Genomic DNA, 17151 nt, shown 5'->3' with positions numbered 1-17151 from the left:
TGTAAATCACACTACTTAATCATAGTTTCATATGTGTTTATTCAGTTGTGGTGGGCGGATGTATTATCCATGTGCCTGATATGCTCTCAGAACAGCATCGGGTCGAATGAATCGGCAGGCAGCTGAGGGTTGGCAGAGATGGCGTTGATGATGTTTCGAAGCATAGCGGCGTAGCCTATGTCGAGACAGGCAGCACCTGAAGGTGACATGTCGTTGCGAAGTATGCTGTCGGGTCGGTTAGGACGAGGCATCTGCATGAGAGTGTCCATATCCTTGAGATGGGTGCGGGCTTCCGATATGGCCTTGTCTGTCTCTCCTATCCTTATGAGGCTCATGAGGTAGGGGAATGTCAGCCCTGGAGTCGGCATTCTTAACTCGGATAGTCCGTTGATTGATTCCTCGATGATATCGATGACTTCGCGGTACATTTTGTTGAAGTACCATAGTTCGGTCAGGAAGTTCAGTTCAGGTGCACTGACGAAACGGTCTCTAAACAGTCTAAGGAGTTCAGCCGCGATGTCGATGCGTCCGTTAGCCATATGTTCTCTTGCCCATGCCACCAATGTGTCGCGGGTGAAGGATGTGCGTTCGGCTATCTGAAGAATGAACGGTGTGGCGCGTTGGAAATCGATGTTCATCAACAGGTCTATGGGGATCTGCGAAAGCGGATAGCGCGAGATGGTCTCTTCAAGCAGTCTGACGGCTTCGTCGGTCAGTCCGAGTTCCACGATGGTGGCAGCGTAGGCGGCAGCATCGGAATCGTTGGCATCGGGATGGTCAAGCACGGACCGGAACACTTCCGCTATCTTTTCGCGCTGATGGTTGAGACGGTACATCAAGCGTCCCTTAAGACGTAGAGCCTCGACGTAGTTGCTGTCAATTGCAAGTGCATAATCGGCAGACCCCAAGGCATCCTCATAGAATCCCTCAAGCATCTGTACGTTAGCGAGCCTTACCCAGAAGTCGACAGTGAACGGTTCCATCATGGTCAGCTCTTCAAACAATCGATGGGCTGTAGGCAGGTCGCTGATCTCTTCGGCTCGGTCGGCGTATTCATATATGAAGGTAGGGGTGTATGAGCATTTCGCTTCTATTCGGGAGCGGTTTTCCTCTACCCAATCGAGCATACTGTTCTCAGCGCAAAAGTCAACGAGCTGTATCACATCCTCATCTCCAAACTCTGATGTGGCATCAACGATTTCATCAAGTCGTGAGCGTGTGTCAGGGGAGTCGGAAGCTCCTTCTGCACGAAGGGTCAGAAGCCGGTTGAGGAATCCTCCGTTGCTCACACGGTTGTTGACATCGGCGGCAGCCTCCATTTCACCGAATGATGAATAGAACCATGCCCGACGTGTGGCGAGGGCTTCGCTTGCGGGATAGTGGCGTGCTCCGTAGAGAAGGACTTCCATCTTGACGATGTAGTTGTCCATATCCGATGCATAGTCGAATATCTCGACAAGGTCGTTCTCGTCGAAGTATGCCTCCGGATTGCCTGCCTTGACTATCTCGGACTCGAATTCGTTGTAAAGACCCTGCCGGGTGTCGTCGTTGTTGTCTTGCATTTTATAGAGTTTTCGCGAGTTTACACCAAAGGTTAAGGATCAGGGGCTGTAGATTGATCCAAGTCCTTTGACAAAGTTAAAGGACATAATCTTTTTTAACCTCTAACCATTAACCTTTGGTAGATGTTTGCGAAGATACGGATTATTTATTGATCTTCTCCCAGGAGTCCTTGAGGGCTATCGTGCGGTTGAAGATGAGATTGCCGGGGGTAGAATCCTTGTCGAGAGTGAAATATCCTATACGCTGGAACTGTAGAGGCACACCGGGACTGGATATTTCAGCAAGATATGGCTCCACCTTGATTCCTTCCGCCACTTTTAGGGAGTCGGGGTTGAGCATTTCACGGAAGTCGCGCTCTGTCTCGGCGGCAGGATTCTCTACGCAGAACAGGCGGTCGTATATTCTTGCTGTGGCATTGACGGCTGTCGGTGCTGAAACCCAATGCAATGTGCCTTTGACTTTTCGGGATGCTCCGGGCAGGCCGCTACGTGTGTCGGGGTCGTAGGTGCAGTAGATCTCTTCGATGTTTCCGTCAGCATCTTTCTTGACACCTGTGCACTTCACTATGTACGCGCCTTTGAGACGTACCTCTCCATCGGGGGCGAGTCGGAAGAATTTCTTGGGGGGATTCTCCATGAAGTCGTCACGCTCAATGTATATCTCACGCGAGAATGGCATCTGATGCACACCTGATTCAGTGTCTTCGGGATTGTTCTCCATCTCTACCATTTCGGTCTGTCCTTCGGGGTAGTTTGTGATCACCACCTTTACAGGGTTGATGACAGCCATTCCTCTGGTCGAAATTTTGTTTAGGTCGTCACGCACGGCATGTTCAAGCAGGGAGATCGAGTTGAGTGCTTCGTATTTTGTATACCCTATGGCATCAATGAAATTACGTATCGAACGAGGTGTGAAACCTCGACGGCGAAGCCCGGATATGGTCGGCATACGAGGGTCGTCCCATCCTGCCACGAGTCCTTCTTTGACAAGTTGGAGGAGCTTGCGTTTCGACATTACTGTGTATGTGAGGTTGAGACGATTGAACTCAATCTGTCGGGGGCAATAAGTCTCATCGGCGAGCTCCTTTACGAAATATTCATAGAGGGGGCGGTGAGGCACAAATTCAAGTGTGCATATCGAGTGGGTGACTCCTTCAAAATAATCGCTTTGGCCATGGGCGAAGTCGTACATGGGGTATACTTTCCATGTGGTGCCTGTGCGGTGATGAGGGGTCTTTATGATGCGATACATAATCGGATCACGGAAATGCATATTGGAGTTAGCCATATCGATCTTGGCGCGGAGCACTCTTGATCCTTCCTCGAATTCACCTGCATTCATGCGCATGAACAGGTCCAGATTCTCCTCGACGCTGCGGCTGCGGTAAGGGCTCTCTGTGCCGGGTTGTGTCGGGGTGCCCTTCTGTGATGCGATCTGCTCGGATGTCTGATCATCGACATATGCCTTGCCCTCTTTTATGAGGCGCACTGCAAGCTCAAAAAGCTGCGGAAAATAGTCGGAAGCATAATATTCTCTGTCTCCCCAGTCGAAACCGAGCCATTTTATGTCTTCGCGTATGGAGTCGACATACTCGACATCCTCTTTGACGGGGTTGGTGTCATCGAAACGCAGGTTGCATGTGCCTCCGAACTTCTCAGCAATGCCGAAGTCCATACATATGGCTTTGGCGTGTCCGATATGGAGATAGCCGTTAGGCTCTGGTGGGAAACGAGTGTTGAGGCGTCCTCCGTTCTTGCCATCCTTGAGGTCGTTGTTCACGATCTCTTCTACGAAATTGAGGCCCTTGGCCTCCGGCATGATATTTTCGTTACTATCCATTATGTGAGAATGTATCGATGATTAAAATATTATCAGTTTGAGTATATATACGATGATGAGTGCATAAGTTCCGGCGAGAACATCATCCATCATTACTCCACATCCACCGGGGCATAATTCTTCTATTTTTCGGCAGCCTAATGGCTTGGTTATGTCTATGAGCCGGAACAGACCGAAGCCGAGCAGCGCAAATAACCACGTGTATTCTCCGCATGGAGCTACAAGCAATGGTATCCAGCAGCCCACGTATTCGTCGATTACTACTGCACGAGGATCGGGACCCCAGTATCGTTCCATCACTGAAGATGTCCATGCGCCTGTGACAGTGGTAACTACTATCAGTGCTATCGTGGAGAGTGTGAGTGCAAGAGGTGAAAGCAGCAGGTACAGCACATACCATATTATCAATGCGGTGAATGCTGCATAGGTGCCGGGGGCTCCTGGAAGAAGCCCTGTATAGAAGCCTGTAGATAGAATCTCGTGAAAGCGGGGTGCGACCCCAAGTTTCCTATAATTGTTGTCGCTCATATGTGAAAACTCAACTTGAATTGCAAAATTACTACATTTCTTGCACATTACGCAATTCGGTTTCTAAATTTTTATCTTGTCGATGCAAATTCTCGCAGGTTTTGCGTAAATTTGCAAAATAATCACCGAATTTCTAATATCGAGACGAAATAAAATATGGAATACAGAGAGATAGGCAAGACGGGGCTGAAGGTGTCCCGGCTTAGCTATGGTGCATCGTCACTTGGAAGTGTGTTTCACGAGACTGACGACCGCGTGGCTATAAAGGCGGTACACACTGCTGTTGAGAGAGGTATGAATTTCATTGATGTATCACCGTATTACGGACATTACAAGGCGGAGACGGTACTTGGGAAGGCTCTTAAGGATCTGGACAGGTCAGATTACTATCTGTCGACAAAGGTGGGGCGTTATGGCAAGGATGGTGTCAATACGTGGGATTATTCCGCCAAACGTGCCAAGGATAGTGTGTATGAGAGCATGGAGCGTCTTGGCATTGATTATATAGATATAATAAATGTTCACGATGTGGAGTTTGCCGATCTCAGCCAGGTGGTTGAAGAGACTCTGCCAACTCTTGTAGAGCTTAGGGACAAGGGTGTTGTAGGGCATGTTGGAGTGACCGATCTGCAGCTTGAGAACCTTAAGTGGGTCATAGAGCATGCAGCTCCCGGATCGGTGGAGAGTGTGTTGAGTTTCTGTCACTATGCTCTTAATGACGATAAGTTGGTTGATTTCCTCGATTTCTTTGAGGAGAATGGGGTAGGAGTGATAAATGCTTCTCCTCTGTCAATGGGGCTGTTGTCACAGCGAGGCGTGCCGGCATGGCATCCTGCACCTAAACCGTTGGTGGAGGCTTGCCGCAAGGCGGTGCAGCATTGCGCGGCGAAGGGTTATCCGATTGAAAAGCTTGCCATGCAGTACTCTGTTGCCAATCCGAGGATTGCAACCACTCTGTTCAGCTCTGCCAATCCTGACAATGTGGCAAGAAATATTGATTTCATCAGTGAGCCGGTGGATATGCAGCTCGTAGAGGAGGTGCGTGAGATTATCGGCGATCAGAAACGTGTAAGCTGGGCTAATTCGTGATTTTAAAATTAGGACAAATAGCCCGCTAAACTTAAATTCAGACTGGTTATGTATATCATTGACACGCACTCTCATCTGTGGCTCAGGCAGGACACAGTGGTGAATGGGCTGCCGATACGTCCGCTCCCTGACGGACGTGCAGACTTTATGGGTGAGGAGAGGCAGATGTTGCCGCCGTTTATGATCGACGGCAAGAATAGTGCTGAAGTTTTTCTTTCCAATATGAATTATGCCCAGGTTTCGGCTGCGGTTGTGGTTCAGGAATTTATTGATGGTAATCAGAATGATTATCTTGAAGAGGTGGCTCGCAGTTACCCCGACAGATTTTTTGTATGCGGTTTCTGTGATGTGCGTCATCCTGGTTTCTATCCTCAGGTTGAGGAGCTTTGTAGCCGTGGGTTCAAGGCGATAGCTGTCCCCGGTCATCGCCTGTTTCTTCCTGAAGGCAGGGTGTGGCTCACATCGGACGAGATGATGGCAATGTTCAAATATATGGAACGTAATGGTATGATACTCTCTGTCACGCTTGCCGATGGTGATGTCCAGGTGGCGGAAATGGAGGAAGTCATAGCTGAGTGTCCCGACTTGAAGATTGCTGTAGGTCATTTCGGTATGGTCACTGTGCCCGGATGGCTTGAACAGATAAAGCTTGCGCGTCATGAAAATGTGTCGGTTGAATCGGGAGGCATCACTTGGCTTTTTAATTCTGAGTTCTATCCGTACCCGAGTGCTATAAAGGCTATCCGTACTGCTGCCGATGAGGTTGGTTTCGACAAGCTTATGTGGGGGTCGGATTATCCTCGTACCATTACGGCTATAACATACAGGATGTCATATGACTTTGTGCTGAAATCCGCAGAGCTGAGCGATGAGGAGAAGAGACTGTTCCTCGGAGAGAATGCTCGCAGATTCTATGGGTTCAAGGAGCTTGTCGATCTTCCATATATTAAGAATATGTCGGAATGAAAATTACAAATATATAATAATTACAGATATGTTATCTATTCAGATTTCCTCTCCAGGTAAAGTTGAATTGGTGGAACAGGAGAAGCCTATACTTCTTTCTGATCAGGTGCTTATAAGGATACATTATGTCGGGTTCTGCGGATCGGACTTGAACACTTATCTCGGTCGTAATCCGTTGGCTATCTCGCCGGTGATTCCCGGTCATGAGATAGGAGGTACGGTTGAGGCCGTTGGTAAGGATGTCCCTGCTGGACTTTTCGCAGAGGGCATGAGTGTCACGGTCAACCCTTACACCGCATGCGGCAAATGTTCATCATGCCGTAAGGGCCGCCCGAATGCTTGTGAGCATAATCAGACACTTGGTGTGCAGCGTAACGGTGCGATGAGCGACTATATCGCTGTGCCTTGGGGCAAAGTGATTCCGGCTCCCGGCATTTCTCCGCGCGACTGTGCTCTTATAGAGCCGATGAGTGTTGGGTTTCATGCTGTAGACCGTGGTGCAGTAAGCGATATTGATACTGTCATGGTGATCGGTTGCGGAATGATCGGCCTTGGTGCGGTGGTTAGAGCCTCAATGAGAGGAGCTACAGTCATAGCCGTCGACCTTGATGAAGAAAAGCTTGACCTTGCAAAAAGACTTGGGGCTGCGCATGCTCTGAACTCAAAGTCTGCCAATTTCCATGAGGAGCTTATGGCTCTTACCGGAGGATGTGGCCCTGACGTAGTGGTAGAGGCTGTGGGCTCTCCTGTCACTTATGTCCTTGCGGTAGATGAGGTCGCTTTTGCCGGACGTGTGGTGTGCATTGGATATGCCAAATCGGATGTTTCTTTCCACACCAAACTGTTTGTGCAGAAGGAGCTTGATATCCGTGGCTCACGTAACGCCATGCCATCCGATTTCAATGCCGTGATACGTTATCTTTCGCGTGGTAACTGTCCTATGGAAGAACTTATCAGCCGTATAATCAAGCCTGAAGAGGTGTCGGAAACCCTTCAGTATTGGTCGGAAAATCCAGGCAAGGTATTTCGTATTCTTGCAAAATTCGACTGAGATGGACCGGAACGGCTATCCTGTAAGGCAGTACTCACAGCCGGTGAAGCGTTATTGCCAGACTATGGACATCACTGACGATGATAAGCTGATCTCGGCTTATCGTGAATGTCACAGTCGTTCAAAGGCATGGCGCGAGATTCTTGACGGCATACGTGAAGTCGGGATTCTTGAAATGGAAATGTATATACTTGGCAACAAGGTTTTTATGATAGTTGAAACTCCTCTTGATTTTCAGTGGGATGAGGCAATGGCAAAACTTGCCACTCTTCCGCGCCAAGCTGAGTGGGAAAAGTATGTATCAATGTTTCAGGGTTGCGATCCTGATGCCACATCCGATCAGAAATGGCAACTGATGGAACGTATGTTCTATCTCTACGACTAACTGAAAGGACCTCGGATTAATCTTATAGTCACCCCCCTTGGATGATTTACTGTACAAAGCAAATTATCCAAGGGGGTGGATATTCTCAAAAATTGCCCCCCATTGATAACCTGTGTACGATAAAATATCGTAGAGGCTTCGACTTTATGATTTTGTATTTGTCGCAAACCAACAGCAGAAGCTCCGCTACAACTGCAATTATTATGTAGACATACCAATGTTTAAGCATAGCCTTTTGATTTTGAAGTTTTCCTATTAGACGCGAATATACGCAAAAAATTACAGATGAGCGAGAAGAAAGTCTACTTTAACAAGCCACAATGCCTTACACAGCTTATTGGCGCGAGCACTACCGTTATCGTCGCAGGCCGCTTCACTGGAGCAAGCATAAGGTTTTGATTTCATCCGTGGCATACTCGGATGCAATGAGTTGATAAACATAGCGAAGCTGTTTATCGGAAAGCTCGTGCCAGCCCTGCGCCACGATGAAGTTAATGGAGATTGTCTGCATAGAAAAAGTGCTTTAACGTACTGCGAAAGTACGGTAAAGCACTCTATGCGGAAAAGACAATACTAATAGCCTTAAATGGCATTCGCCTCTTTTGGTCTCAGTAGAGATAGTGATACTTCATAGGAATTGAGAGCTGCAAATACCGATGTGCCGCCAATAACGAGCCATGCAATAATTGTGAAATTATTAGCAAAAACATTCATTACAGATTCACTTGGTAGAGTCAGTTGCCAATTTGAAATGGCATCGGTCAAATATGGCAATGACAGCGAGAATAAGAAGCCAACAATGAAGCCGACAATGGCGGCAATGGCGACGGCTTTACGGCTTCGCGAGCGGACTTCGGCGGTATGTTGTTTTATTAATTCAACGGAATTTAGATTCCGTTGGAGTTTATTCATAAACAGGAAGTCAGAAGAAAGTTCCGGCTCAAAGTTTGAGAATAAGGATTTTAATTTATCATCTTCCATATCGTCTTGGATTAATTGGTGGATAACAAACCGCGCAAATGGTTGCGGCCTCGCGAAATATGTTGTTTCACTGCGTCTTGTGATGTTTCCTGAATTTCGGCAATCTCTTTGATTGAATAGCCCTGCATATAGAAAAGAAGAACAGATGTTCGTTCTTTTGCAGGGATTCTGTTCAAAGCCTCGTAGAGGTCTTGATAGGCAAAAGATGAATCGGCACTATCATGCGCGGTGATTTCTTTTGCGTCCTCAATTCCGACAGTTAGTCTTTCACTTCGCTTATGATTGATAAACGTGTTGTAGCCGATTTTGAAAATCCAGGCGTTGAACTTTTCAAGATTTGAAAACGAATCGCAGGAAAGGTAAGCCTTGATGTAAGACTCCTGCGCAACATTATCCGCGAGCGCGGTATCACCGCAGCATAGAGCCACAAGAAAGCGTCGGAACGCTTTCTGTGTGGTCTCTACATGGGATATGAATTGCTCGCGAGTCATATCCTGATGCGTTTAGTCTTTGATTTGTTTGCGGGTCACGAAGTAAACTACGAGATAGCTCAGACCTATTGCGAGCGATGCGCCGCCGAATACCAAAGGAACTGTGACATGTTCGGCAGAGAACACTGTGCCCATACAGAGCGACACGATGCCTACGATGCAGAGCGCAAGGCCGATGAAGGAGAAGATGCAACCACGGAGCAGGCGAAGGTTGAGAATTTCGCGAGCGGATTTCTTGGGTTTTTGAAGGGCCTCGGCCAGTTTGTCGGCATTGATACCGCAGTTGGATTCGATTGCCTTAATGAGCACTTTAGAGCGCTTGTTATCATTATTAATCGCTGCTGCGAATACGATTGCCACGATAGCTATGGGGAGTACCACGCCGACGAAGATGGGAACTAAAATTTGCTGCATATCTTTGAGATTTTAGATGTTTAACGTTGTTCTTTTGAGGCGTCTCGTATGTAAGACACATCTCGGGGAACAAAGGTGACAATAACAACAAAAAAATTTCAACAAATTTACAAATCATTTTTGAAATGATTGATATACAGGTAAAAGCCCCATCGATTGCTCGGTGAGGCTTTGGGTCGGGTCGTTCAATACTCCTGTTCGTGGATATTGATACCGCTGATGTATTCGAGGCAGGTTGGAAAACCCAGGCGCGGATGACCCCTGCAGCCAAGGTTGATTTGACCCCATAAGCCAAAATAGGACTAACCCCTTTGCCCAAAATAAAAATGACCCCTGAAGAGTTTGGCCGACGGGGTCAGTTTTATTTTGGTTTATCTGCCTTTGAAGGCTTTGAGTTTACGGACGCTTTCACCGGTTAGCGTGATACGGTGAGCAGTGTGTACGATGCAGTCGAGGATGGCGTCTGCCACGGTGGTGTCACCGATGGCGTCGTACCAGTCCAGTTCGGGTAGTTGGGAGGTGACGATGATTGATTTGCGTCCGTGCCTGTCTTCGATGATTTCGGTCAGATGAGCGCGCTCCTTGGCATCGAGGGGAACCAGAAAGAGGTCGTCGAGGATGAGGAGTTGCGTTTTTTCGAGTTTCTTCAGCTCCGTCTCGATTGTCCCTTTGTTTTGGCGATTTTCAGAGTTCCCATCAGTTTGGAGGCGTTTGCGTACAGGACACGCATGCCGGCCTTGCAGGCCTCGTAGCCCAGCGCTGTCGCCAGATAGCTTTTCCCTGTGCCGGCACATCCGGTGATGAACAGGTTGTCACCCTTGCGGACAAAATCCAGCGAGGCAAGACGCTCCATCTGGTTGCGGTCCAGGCCACGCGGCAGCGTGTAGTCTATCTGTGCCACCGATGCGTCGTTGTATCTGAAGTTCGCGCCTTTTACCAGGCGCTCGATGTTGCGGGCCACCCGGTAGTCCCATTCCCTAGAGAGAAGCCAGTTCAGGAAGCTGTCAGGTGTCATTGTTTCGGCGAAGGTTGCCTGAAGGCTTTCGGAGAACGCGGCGGCCATCCCGTGAAGGCGCATGCGGTGCATCAGATCGAGAGATATGGAGTTGCGGTCTTTCTCCGGAGTTACAGGGGAGGTTTTATCGTTTGTTTCCATTTTTTGAGTTGTCGTTTTGAGTTGATTGTCTTATGCTGGCGGCAAAGTATTCTTTGCCCCGTATGTTACGGTGGGCCGGTCTCCGGGGTTCCCGGTCATCGGCCTCGGCCCCCGGCAGATAATCCGCGTCTGCCCCGGACTCGAGTATGTCCACCATGTCGCTGATGCTGCAGCGGCGTGCTTCCATGGCCGCGGCACACCCGGACACAAGACGTTCCTGCCCGTACTTCTTCTCCAGGTTCATGATGCCACGGCAGGCCCGGAAAGCAAGTTCGGGATAACGCCTGTCCTCGATGACAGCGCGAAGATAGTGCACCACGATGTTGTCGATTACTGCGGCACGGGAAAGAATTTCCTGCAGGTCGCTCTCGCAGCTCCCCTTGCGTCCGGGCAGATTGTGGGAAGGCTTCGTGGTGTATTCATACGGGGTGTCGTTGCGGTGGTGTGTCGCGCGAGGTGGAAGGTCAGGTTCTTTTCGATGCCGCAGATGTCGGCAATCTCCTTCAGATAGCAGTTGAGCTTCTGATTGGTGATTATCGGCATGAGCTGGCCGTCGTTGTAGCAGCCCTCATATTTATTGAGGATTTTCAGAGCCGGCGGAAGCAATGGTACCATTACCTTTGTGTTCGTCTTCTGGCGGTGGGTGACAATCCACAGGCGGCCGTCAAACATCTTCTGTATGTTATCGACACGCAGGTGGGCGAGGTCGATGTATGCCAGCCCGGTAAAACAGGCGAAGATGAAGATGTCGCGCACCTGCTCCAAGCGTTTGCTTGCGAACTCCTTCTGCATCATCTTACACAGCTCGTCTTCGGTCAGATAGCCACGGTCAACGCGCTCGATGGATATTTTGTAGCCGTTGAAGGGGTCAACGGTGATAAGCCCGGCGCGGATAGCCTTGTTTATTACCTGCTTGAAGAACTTCATGCACTTGTAGGTGGTGTTCTGCGAATACTTGTGCTCTGTGCGTAGGAAGAACTCCAAGTCCACGATGAACTGGTACTTTATCTCACGTAGCGGGATGTCAGTGATGTTATACTTCTTTTTCATGAACTCTACCACGCGGCGGTACATACGCTCGTATTTGCGATAGGTGGGGTCAGCTTTGCTGAGACCCACGAGTTTCTTGGTGTCCTCCAAGTGCTGCTCATAGACTTTAAGGAGCGATTCCTCTCGCTGGGTGATGCCCATGTAGGCGTTGCGCACCATTTCGGCGGTGACGTATCCGTGACGACGCTGGATGTCGTAATAGTGTTCTTTCAGTATAACCTGAATATCATTCAGTCGACTGTTAAGTTCAAGAACCTTTGCCGAGCGACCAACGGCCCTGCCGGCTTTTGCATCCCATATTTCAGGGTTTACGACCAGTTTGGAATTTAGCTGTTCCATTTCACCATCCACGGTTATTCTTATCATGACGGACACATTACCGTCTTTATTGATACGATTCCCGCGAATATAAAATAGAACTTTGAATGTGTTCTTTTTCATTTAACGAGGATTTGGTGGTTATCATAGACCCGGTTTTGCCGTGGTCTGGAATGATAACGAGTTTAACTTTTATTTTGATTAGACCAATTCTGGCCAATGTCAGACTTATATCGGACATCGACAAAATCGGTATCGAACACCTCGTTTTTAATGATGGAATAATCGTTGTTCGGGACAATCAGAATAGTGGTAAATATGGAAGTTGGAAATACTCATTCCCTTGTCCGATTTTTGACCGCGTTTTTCCGACTTACGTCCGAGTTAGGTTTTTGTAACCCATTGATACTATGTTTTATGCAGCACTAATCGTTACCCAACCGTTACCATTTTGGATTTTAAAAAAAGTGGTAACGAGGGCTCAAATCGAAATGCCAGTGCATGAATTTTTGGAAAAGTGTTAAATTTGCGGTATGAAAACCGCAGATGCATTTTGGCAATTCCTGCCAGAACAATGATTCGGTAAAATTTTAGGTTGTTCATCCTAGGCTAAGCCGCTAACTGAGTCAACCGATGATTTATTTTCTGAATTATTTTTAGATGCGGAGATTTTCCGCAAGTCGAAATAATTGTTGAGGCGAGATAAGATTCAAACATAAGCCGTTTGAACTGCGCTACCGAAAGATCCGGATAATCCTTCCTTATGACCTCTTTGCAGACATTGAGGGCAGTGAAGGAAAGATTGAACGCAAAGTCAAGCCGCTCCCTGTCGCGGGTCTGCTGTGACTGAAGTCCGGTAAACTGCTTGGCATCGCGTATACCGAACTCAATCTGAAAGCGGGTGCGGTAGAAACCGATGATCTTTTCAGGCCTCATATTGGTGTCGGTAGAGAAGTAAAGAAGAGGCTCTGCGTTTTCAACCGGACAGACCACGATACGGATGTCGCGTTTCAATGCCCTCGAATGCACGACCGCCGTGTGACATCGGTTTTTGTTTCCTTTGGAATCCTCATATATGAATGAAGTGAACACGGACATGTCAAGGTTGGAGAAATCCACTTTCTCTCCATACTTTTTCTTTCTGCCGCGTCTTCGCGGGGCGGAGGAATCCGGTATGGCCAGATACCTCAGATATGAGTTGGCACGTAATCTCCCGACAAATCGAAATCCCATGCCAATCACTTCATTCACAAATTCATATTTGGAAAAGAAGGCATCGGCAACCAGAATATCCGTCAGTGAGAGCAGCTCTGTCGCCTTTGACCTGACAAGTGCCACATACCAGCCAAGCATTGACATTTGTTTCTCAGATTCAAGAGTCCTGAAGTTCGGTGACTGGACAGCACCGAGCATCACGCATGTATGTTTACTCAGACTTATTGCCCCGATCGCCATTATCTCCAGACCGCGTTTCACACGTTGTGCCACCCCTGACCAGAAACGGCCTATGCCATACGTCAGTCTGCCTGACTTTGAAATGAACGACGGATCGATTGCCACTGCCATGTCATCGGCCGGCTCAAAACAATCCTGCGCCATACCTATGTTGACTTTCATCCAGTCTACGGATGTCTTGAAATTGGAAGCAAAGGTCTTGGCTGTACGACCGCCATAGCGCGACAGCCGGGTAAAATTGACTTTGCCCGGAATCAACGCCACAGTGCGTATTGTTAAAATCAGCCAGTTGAGGAACCTTTTGCTCATCTTGGTTGTAGTATTTTCAAATACCGACTTACACCGAAAGGTGAAGTCTTTGAGAATCGCCAATACGTTCATGGTATAAGATTTTTATAATGAACGCTTTGGCGATTCATTTGTATTTGACAATTCGAGATATTAACTTAAGTTTCAACTACTTCGGTAATTTTTACCGAATCATTGCCAGAAGGATTGGACGAACTGTTTGAGATGGTCAAGTTTGAAAAGACAGACCAGTCCTACGACATATGGCTTGACGAGAAGAAGAAACTGTCGGATGAGGATTTCCGCAATCCGAACATTGTGGCACGTGGATACACGGATTACGTTACAGTGCAGGACTATCCGATGCGCGGCAGACCGGTGTTCCTGCACATGCGCAAGAACAAATGGTGGGACAAAAAGACCAACGAGATATTCTCATATAACCTGGAACTGCCCAACGAGGAGAGGACACGACTCAGCGCCGAGTTCGTGGCTTTTTTAAAAGACGAAGGTGGAGACGACGGCATTGTCGATTAAGCATATATCGCAGATGTACTGCGTCAACGGCAAATATTTTGCCGAACAGTATCGCAACAGGATAAGCGGTTATACCGAATGGCGTGAGGCCGAACTCGGTTGCGGCTTCTACTTCAACGCTAACAATATCGGCCCGTACATGAGTCTTGACGAAACCTGCCTGAGCAACGGCGAGGTATGGACTTTCCTCACGAACAATGACGGACACGGTGGCCGTGGGACGCTGGCGGCGGCCATCCCCGGCACAAAGAGCGATGAGATAACCACAATCCTCATCGGAGCCATGGGTAAATCGGTCAGACGCAGGGTAAAAGAAGTGACCTGCGATCTGTCGCCCTCGATGATGCTGATAGCCGCCGAGGTATTCTACAACGCCCACGTCGTTAACGACCGCTTCCATGTGCAGCAGGTCTATAACGAGGCTGTCGACGAAATTCGCATAGACATCCGCCGACAGCTCATTGCCGAAGACAACAGCCGTGACAAATCAGAGCCTCCAATTACATATTCCAACGGCGAGACCATGCGCCAGATCCTTGCCCGCAGCAAGCACACCCTGATGATGTCGCAGAACAAATGGACTGACATACAGCGTCATCGCGCAAACATTCTGTTCAGACACTATCCGATACTGAAAGCTGCATACCATCTGGCTATGGAACTGCGCCAAATCTTCAACGCAAAGATATCACCCACCAAAGCAATGGGTCGGATGAACAAGTGGTATGAAAAAGTAATGGCATTGGGCAACAACAACTTCCGCTCTGTCATCAAGACGTTCAAGAACCACGCCCCGACTATCCTCAATTATTTCCGACGTCGCGCAACTAATGCCTCGGCCGAAGCATTCAACTCCAAAGTCAAAATCTTCCGTTCGCAGATGCGAGGGGTCCGTGACCGTGATTTCTTTATCTTCCGACTCGTCAAGCTATACGCCTGAATCTTTAACACTCTATTCTAATTGTTTTAACAAATGCACCGGAATTTCGGCTTGTGCCGTAACGAGTTGGTAACGAATGGCTGTCCGTAGCGGTCTTTTTTCTGTCCGATGACGGTCCTGAGTCGTCATTTTTAGGCACTAAAAAACCGCAGAATACATTGATATTCTGCGGTTTAGTCTTGTTTAGACTTCTGTTGGCCGGAATCTGTCCGACCCGTCAAGTGGAGCTGGAGGGATTAGAAATTATGGTGTAATAAGGAATTATTATGGAATTATATTTTAATATAAAGTGCTAATATATAGTGTATTTTCTTTGCATATGGGTAAAACGAAATATTTTAGAATATCCTTGATTGAATCATAATTTGTATGTAATTTTGTATGGGTAAAACAAAGGTGCTTTACCTTAAAATCTCTCCTAATATGGATAAGTACAAACACCGTGTCAGCTTCCGGCTTGAGAAGCGAAAAGATAAAGACGGCAACTACGCTGCCGAATTACCGATTAATGCAGACATCACTTTTGGTGGTAAGCGTATTTGGTATTATTCGGGATACAAAATTGCTCCGTCAAAATGGGATGAAAGGACTCAACGTGTCAAACGAAACAATTTCAATTCCGAAGGAGTCTCGGCTTCTGACATCAATCAGCGATTACTGAAGATAGCCACTGCTGTGGATGATGCATTCTCACATCTTGAATTACAAGAGGATGAAGTAACGCCAACTACTGTAAGAGGCGAATTGAAAAGGGTTTTAGATGAGGAAAAAGGAACTCGGTTGACAGTTGCACAGATATATCAGCTGCTAATTGATGAAAGAGAAAAGGAGTTGACCGGCACGCCTTCCACTGCACAATGGACAAAGGGAACATTGATGAAGCATAAAACAATGCTACGCCATCTGTCAGACTTTCGTCAAGGTCTGTATTTTGAGGACATTAATGATGAACTCCTCGCTAAGGTTGAGTTATTTCTTATAGGGAAGGGCTTAAGCAATAGTTATGTTTTTAAGTCCATGAAGGATATTCGTTCATTCTTGAATTGGGCTACACGCAAAGGTTACAACAAGAATCATGCCTATGTTTCGTATCGTCAACGGTTCCATGATGAAACGAAGTCTGATTCAACAGTCAATTTATTTGCCCTAACCGAGGACGAACTTTCCGCGATTATGACATTTCCCACACATCGCGCTGCTATTGACCGAGCAAGAGATGTATTTCTATTTTCCTGTTTTACAGGACTGCGTTTTTCGGATGTAATAGGATTACGTTGGTCGAATATAGATGGAGATATGCTCGACTGCACTGCTCAGAAAACCAACCATCGTCAACGGTTTGCGTTGGCTGCGGAGGCTTTGCGTATCATCGCCAAATATCCAAAATCTCCCGATGAGGCAGACCCTCGCGTTTTCCCTCAAATCTCCAATCAGAAGTACAACGCACACTTGAAAGAGGTTGGTAAGTTGGCAGGCATGACAGGCGATTGGATTACTGAAAAACAAAGCGGCAGGGAAAAGACAAGAGAAGTGCATCCAAAATATGAGTTACTTACATCTCACGTTGCCCGGCGCACATTTGTGACGATGTGTCTACGAAAAGGTATGTCGCCTGAAGATATACGCGCCGTCACAGGACACACTACCGTCGACATGATGATGAAGTATGTGAAGTTCGACGATGAAAGCAAGCGCGAGAAGATGAGCATACTTAATGAAGCTCGTCAACAAGGATGCGAAACCGTATTTGATTATGGGGTTAGCAGCGAGGAGCGAATGAAGCTCGGTATACCGGAACAATCAGCCTACTTTGAACTGTTTGAGGGCGACGCTGCATCCGTAACTGTACACCTCGCACTATTATTCCATCTTCGCCATGACTATGACCGCCGAGCTACATACATGAAACGTTTGCCAAATAACCTGTTTAACTATGTGATTGAAAAAATAATCCATTATTAGACCATAGTGACAATCCAACTGACCATGCCAGCAAATAGGACCACCATCAGCAAAACTATACTCATGAAACGACATCAACACATAACACCTCTATTTTCTGATGAATTCTAGGGTACGCATTGACGAAGTCAGGATACG

At 47.6% G+C, this 17151-nt stretch carries 15 protein-coding genes and 1 pseudogene; 7 read left to right on the top strand and 9 right to left on the bottom strand.

Annotated elements, in window-relative coordinates:
* Positions 1-86 precede the first annotated feature (86 nt).
* The 3 genes from EZ315_RS00785 to EZ315_RS00775 form a co-directional block, all read right to left on the bottom strand.
* On the bottom strand, positions 87-1562 hold the full coding sequence (locus EZ315_RS00785; RefSeq protein ID WP_135469763.1) for a tetratricopeptide repeat protein: 1476 nt from the start codon (positions 1560-1562) through the stop codon (positions 87-89).
* 142 nt (positions 1563-1704) lie between these two features.
* Positions 1705-3402 carry a glutamine--tRNA ligase/YqeY domain fusion protein gene (locus EZ315_RS00780; protein WP_135469760.1) on the bottom strand — a complete coding sequence of 566 codons (1698 nt, stop codon included), beginning with the start codon at positions 3400-3402 and terminating at the stop codon, positions 1705-1707.
* A gap of 21 nt (positions 3403-3423) precedes the next feature.
* Entirely contained in the window at positions 3424-3930 is a 507-nt protein-coding gene (locus tag EZ315_RS00775) for a phosphatidylglycerophosphatase A family protein (RefSeq protein ID WP_135469757.1), read from the bottom strand.
* 156 nt (positions 3931-4086) lie between these two features.
* On the opposite strand from EZ315_RS00775, the gene EZ315_RS00770 reads away from it, so the two are divergent.
* From EZ315_RS00770 to EZ315_RS00755, 4 genes are read left to right on the top strand one after another with little or no spacing between them, the layout of a single operon-like run.
* A complete protein-coding gene (locus EZ315_RS00770) occupies positions 4087-5019 on the top strand; it encodes an aldo/keto reductase (RefSeq protein ID WP_135469754.1) in 933 nt (310 codons plus the stop codon).
* A 48-nt stretch (positions 5020-5067) separates the two neighbouring features.
* Positions 5068-5985, top strand: coding sequence for an amidohydrolase family protein (locus tag EZ315_RS00765; protein WP_370276581.1), 918 nt, complete (start codon positions 5068-5070; stop codon positions 5983-5985).
* A gap of 28 nt (positions 5986-6013) precedes the next feature.
* Entirely contained in the window at positions 6014-7036 is a 1023-nt protein-coding gene (locus EZ315_RS00760) for a zinc-binding alcohol dehydrogenase family protein (protein ID WP_135469748.1), read from the top strand.
* A gap of 1 nt (position 7037) precedes the next feature.
* Positions 7038-7421 carry an L-rhamnose mutarotase gene (locus tag EZ315_RS00755; protein ID WP_135469746.1) on the top strand — a complete coding sequence of 128 codons (384 nt, stop codon included), beginning with the start codon at positions 7038-7040 and terminating at the stop codon, positions 7419-7421.
* A gap of 582 nt (positions 7422-8003) precedes the next feature.
* Here EZ315_RS00755 and EZ315_RS00750 read toward each other — a convergent pair.
* From EZ315_RS00750 to EZ315_RS00725, 6 genes and pseudogenes are all read right to left on the bottom strand, one after another.
* The gene (locus EZ315_RS00750; RefSeq protein WP_135469743.1) at positions 8004-8402 is read right to left on the bottom strand and encodes a hypothetical protein; all 399 of its coding nucleotides are present in this window, start codon (positions 8400-8402) and stop codon (positions 8004-8006) included.
* An 11-nt stretch (positions 8403-8413) separates the two neighbouring features.
* Positions 8414-8893, bottom strand: a complete 480-nt coding sequence (locus tag EZ315_RS00745) for an RNA polymerase sigma factor (RefSeq protein WP_135469741.1) — start codon at positions 8891-8893, stop codon at positions 8414-8416.
* Positions 8894-8905: 12 nt separating this feature from the next.
* Positions 8906-9307, bottom strand: a complete 402-nt coding sequence (locus tag EZ315_RS00740) for a hypothetical protein (RefSeq protein WP_135469739.1) — start codon at positions 9305-9307, stop codon at positions 8906-8908.
* Positions 9308-9678: 371 nt separating this feature from the next.
* Positions 9679-10463, bottom strand: a pseudogene (istB, locus tag EZ315_RS00735) (IS21-like element helper ATPase IstB).
* Positions 10464-10793: 330 nt separating this feature from the next.
* Entirely contained in the window at positions 10794-11954 is a 1161-nt protein-coding gene (locus tag EZ315_RS00730; protein ID WP_135469737.1) for a site-specific integrase, read from the bottom strand.
* Positions 11955-12440: 486 nt separating this feature from the next.
* Complete coding sequence (locus tag EZ315_RS00725) at positions 12441-13667, bottom strand: transposase (protein WP_135469735.1); 1227 nt, start codon at positions 13665-13667, stop codon at positions 12441-12443.
* A 102-nt stretch (positions 13668-13769) separates the two neighbouring features.
* On the opposite strand from EZ315_RS00725, the gene EZ315_RS00720 reads away from it, so the two are divergent.
* From EZ315_RS00720 to EZ315_RS00710, 3 genes are all read left to right on the top strand, one after another.
* Positions 13770-14111 (top strand): ISAon1 family transposase N-terminal region protein, encoded by a 342-nt coding sequence (locus EZ315_RS00720; RefSeq protein ID WP_242452458.1) that lies wholly within the window; start codon positions 13770-13772, stop codon positions 14109-14111.
* Positions 14086-15051 (top strand): ISAon1 family transposase, encoded by a 966-nt coding sequence (locus EZ315_RS00715; protein WP_242452457.1) that lies wholly within the window; start codon positions 14086-14088, stop codon positions 15049-15051. Before EZ315_RS00720 ends, EZ315_RS00715 begins: the two co-directional genes overlap by 26 nt.
* 423 nt (positions 15052-15474) lie before the next feature.
* The gene (locus tag EZ315_RS00710; protein ID WP_170957414.1) at positions 15475-17013 is read left to right on the top strand and encodes a site-specific integrase; all 1539 of its coding nucleotides are present in this window, start codon (positions 15475-15477) and stop codon (positions 17011-17013) included.
* Positions 17014-17151: the final 138 nt, after the last annotated feature.

It is taken from the genome of Duncaniella freteri (genome assembly GCF_004766125.1).
Classification (GTDB): Bacteria; Bacteroidota; Bacteroidia; order Bacteroidales; family Muribaculaceae; genus Duncaniella; species Duncaniella freteri.
This window is presented reverse-complemented; position numbering and strand designations above follow the sequence as displayed.

Excerpts from the sequence above, each read along its gene's own strand:
- EZ315_RS00730 (WP_135469737.1), bottom strand. The coding sequence starts at position 11,954 with ATGAAAAAGAACACATTCAAAGTTCTATTTTATATTCGCGGGAATCGT.
- EZ315_RS00745 (WP_135469741.1), bottom strand. The coding sequence starts at position 8,893 with ATGACTCGCGAGCAATTCATATCCCATGTAGAGACCACACAGAAAGCG.
- EZ315_RS00780 (WP_135469760.1), bottom strand. The coding sequence starts at position 3,402 with ATGGATAGTAACGAAAATATCATGCCGGAGGCCAAGGGCCTCAATTTC.
- EZ315_RS00775 (WP_135469757.1), bottom strand. The coding sequence starts at position 3,930 with ATGAGCGACAACAATTATAGGAAACTTGGGGTCGCACCCCGCTTTCAC.
- EZ315_RS00740 (WP_135469739.1), bottom strand. The coding sequence starts at position 9,307 with ATGCAGCAAATTTTAGTTCCCATCTTCGTCGGCGTGGTACTCCCCATA.
- EZ315_RS00760 (WP_135469748.1), top strand. The coding sequence starts at position 6,014 with ATGTTATCTATTCAGATTTCCTCTCCAGGTAAAGTTGAATTGGTGGAA.
- EZ315_RS00755 (WP_135469746.1), top strand. The coding sequence starts at position 7,038 with ATGGACCGGAACGGCTATCCTGTAAGGCAGTACTCACAGCCGGTGAAG.
- EZ315_RS00770 (WP_135469754.1), top strand. The coding sequence starts at position 4,087 with ATGGAATACAGAGAGATAGGCAAGACGGGGCTGAAGGTGTCCCGGCTT.
- EZ315_RS00725 (WP_135469735.1), bottom strand. The coding sequence starts at position 13,667 with ATGAACGTATTGGCGATTCTCAAAGACTTCACCTTTCGGTGTAAGTCG.
- EZ315_RS00750 (WP_135469743.1), bottom strand. The coding sequence starts at position 8,402 with ATGGAAGATGATAAATTAAAATCCTTATTCTCAAACTTTGAGCCGGAA.
- EZ315_RS00710 (WP_170957414.1), top strand. The coding sequence starts at position 15,475 with ATGGATAAGTACAAACACCGTGTCAGCTTCCGGCTTGAGAAGCGAAAA.
- EZ315_RS00785 (WP_135469763.1), bottom strand. The coding sequence starts at position 1,562 with ATGCAAGACAACAACGACGACACCCGGCAGGGTCTTTACAACGAATTC.
- EZ315_RS00765 (WP_370276581.1), top strand. The coding sequence starts at position 5,068 with ATGTATATCATTGACACGCACTCTCATCTGTGGCTCAGGCAGGACACA.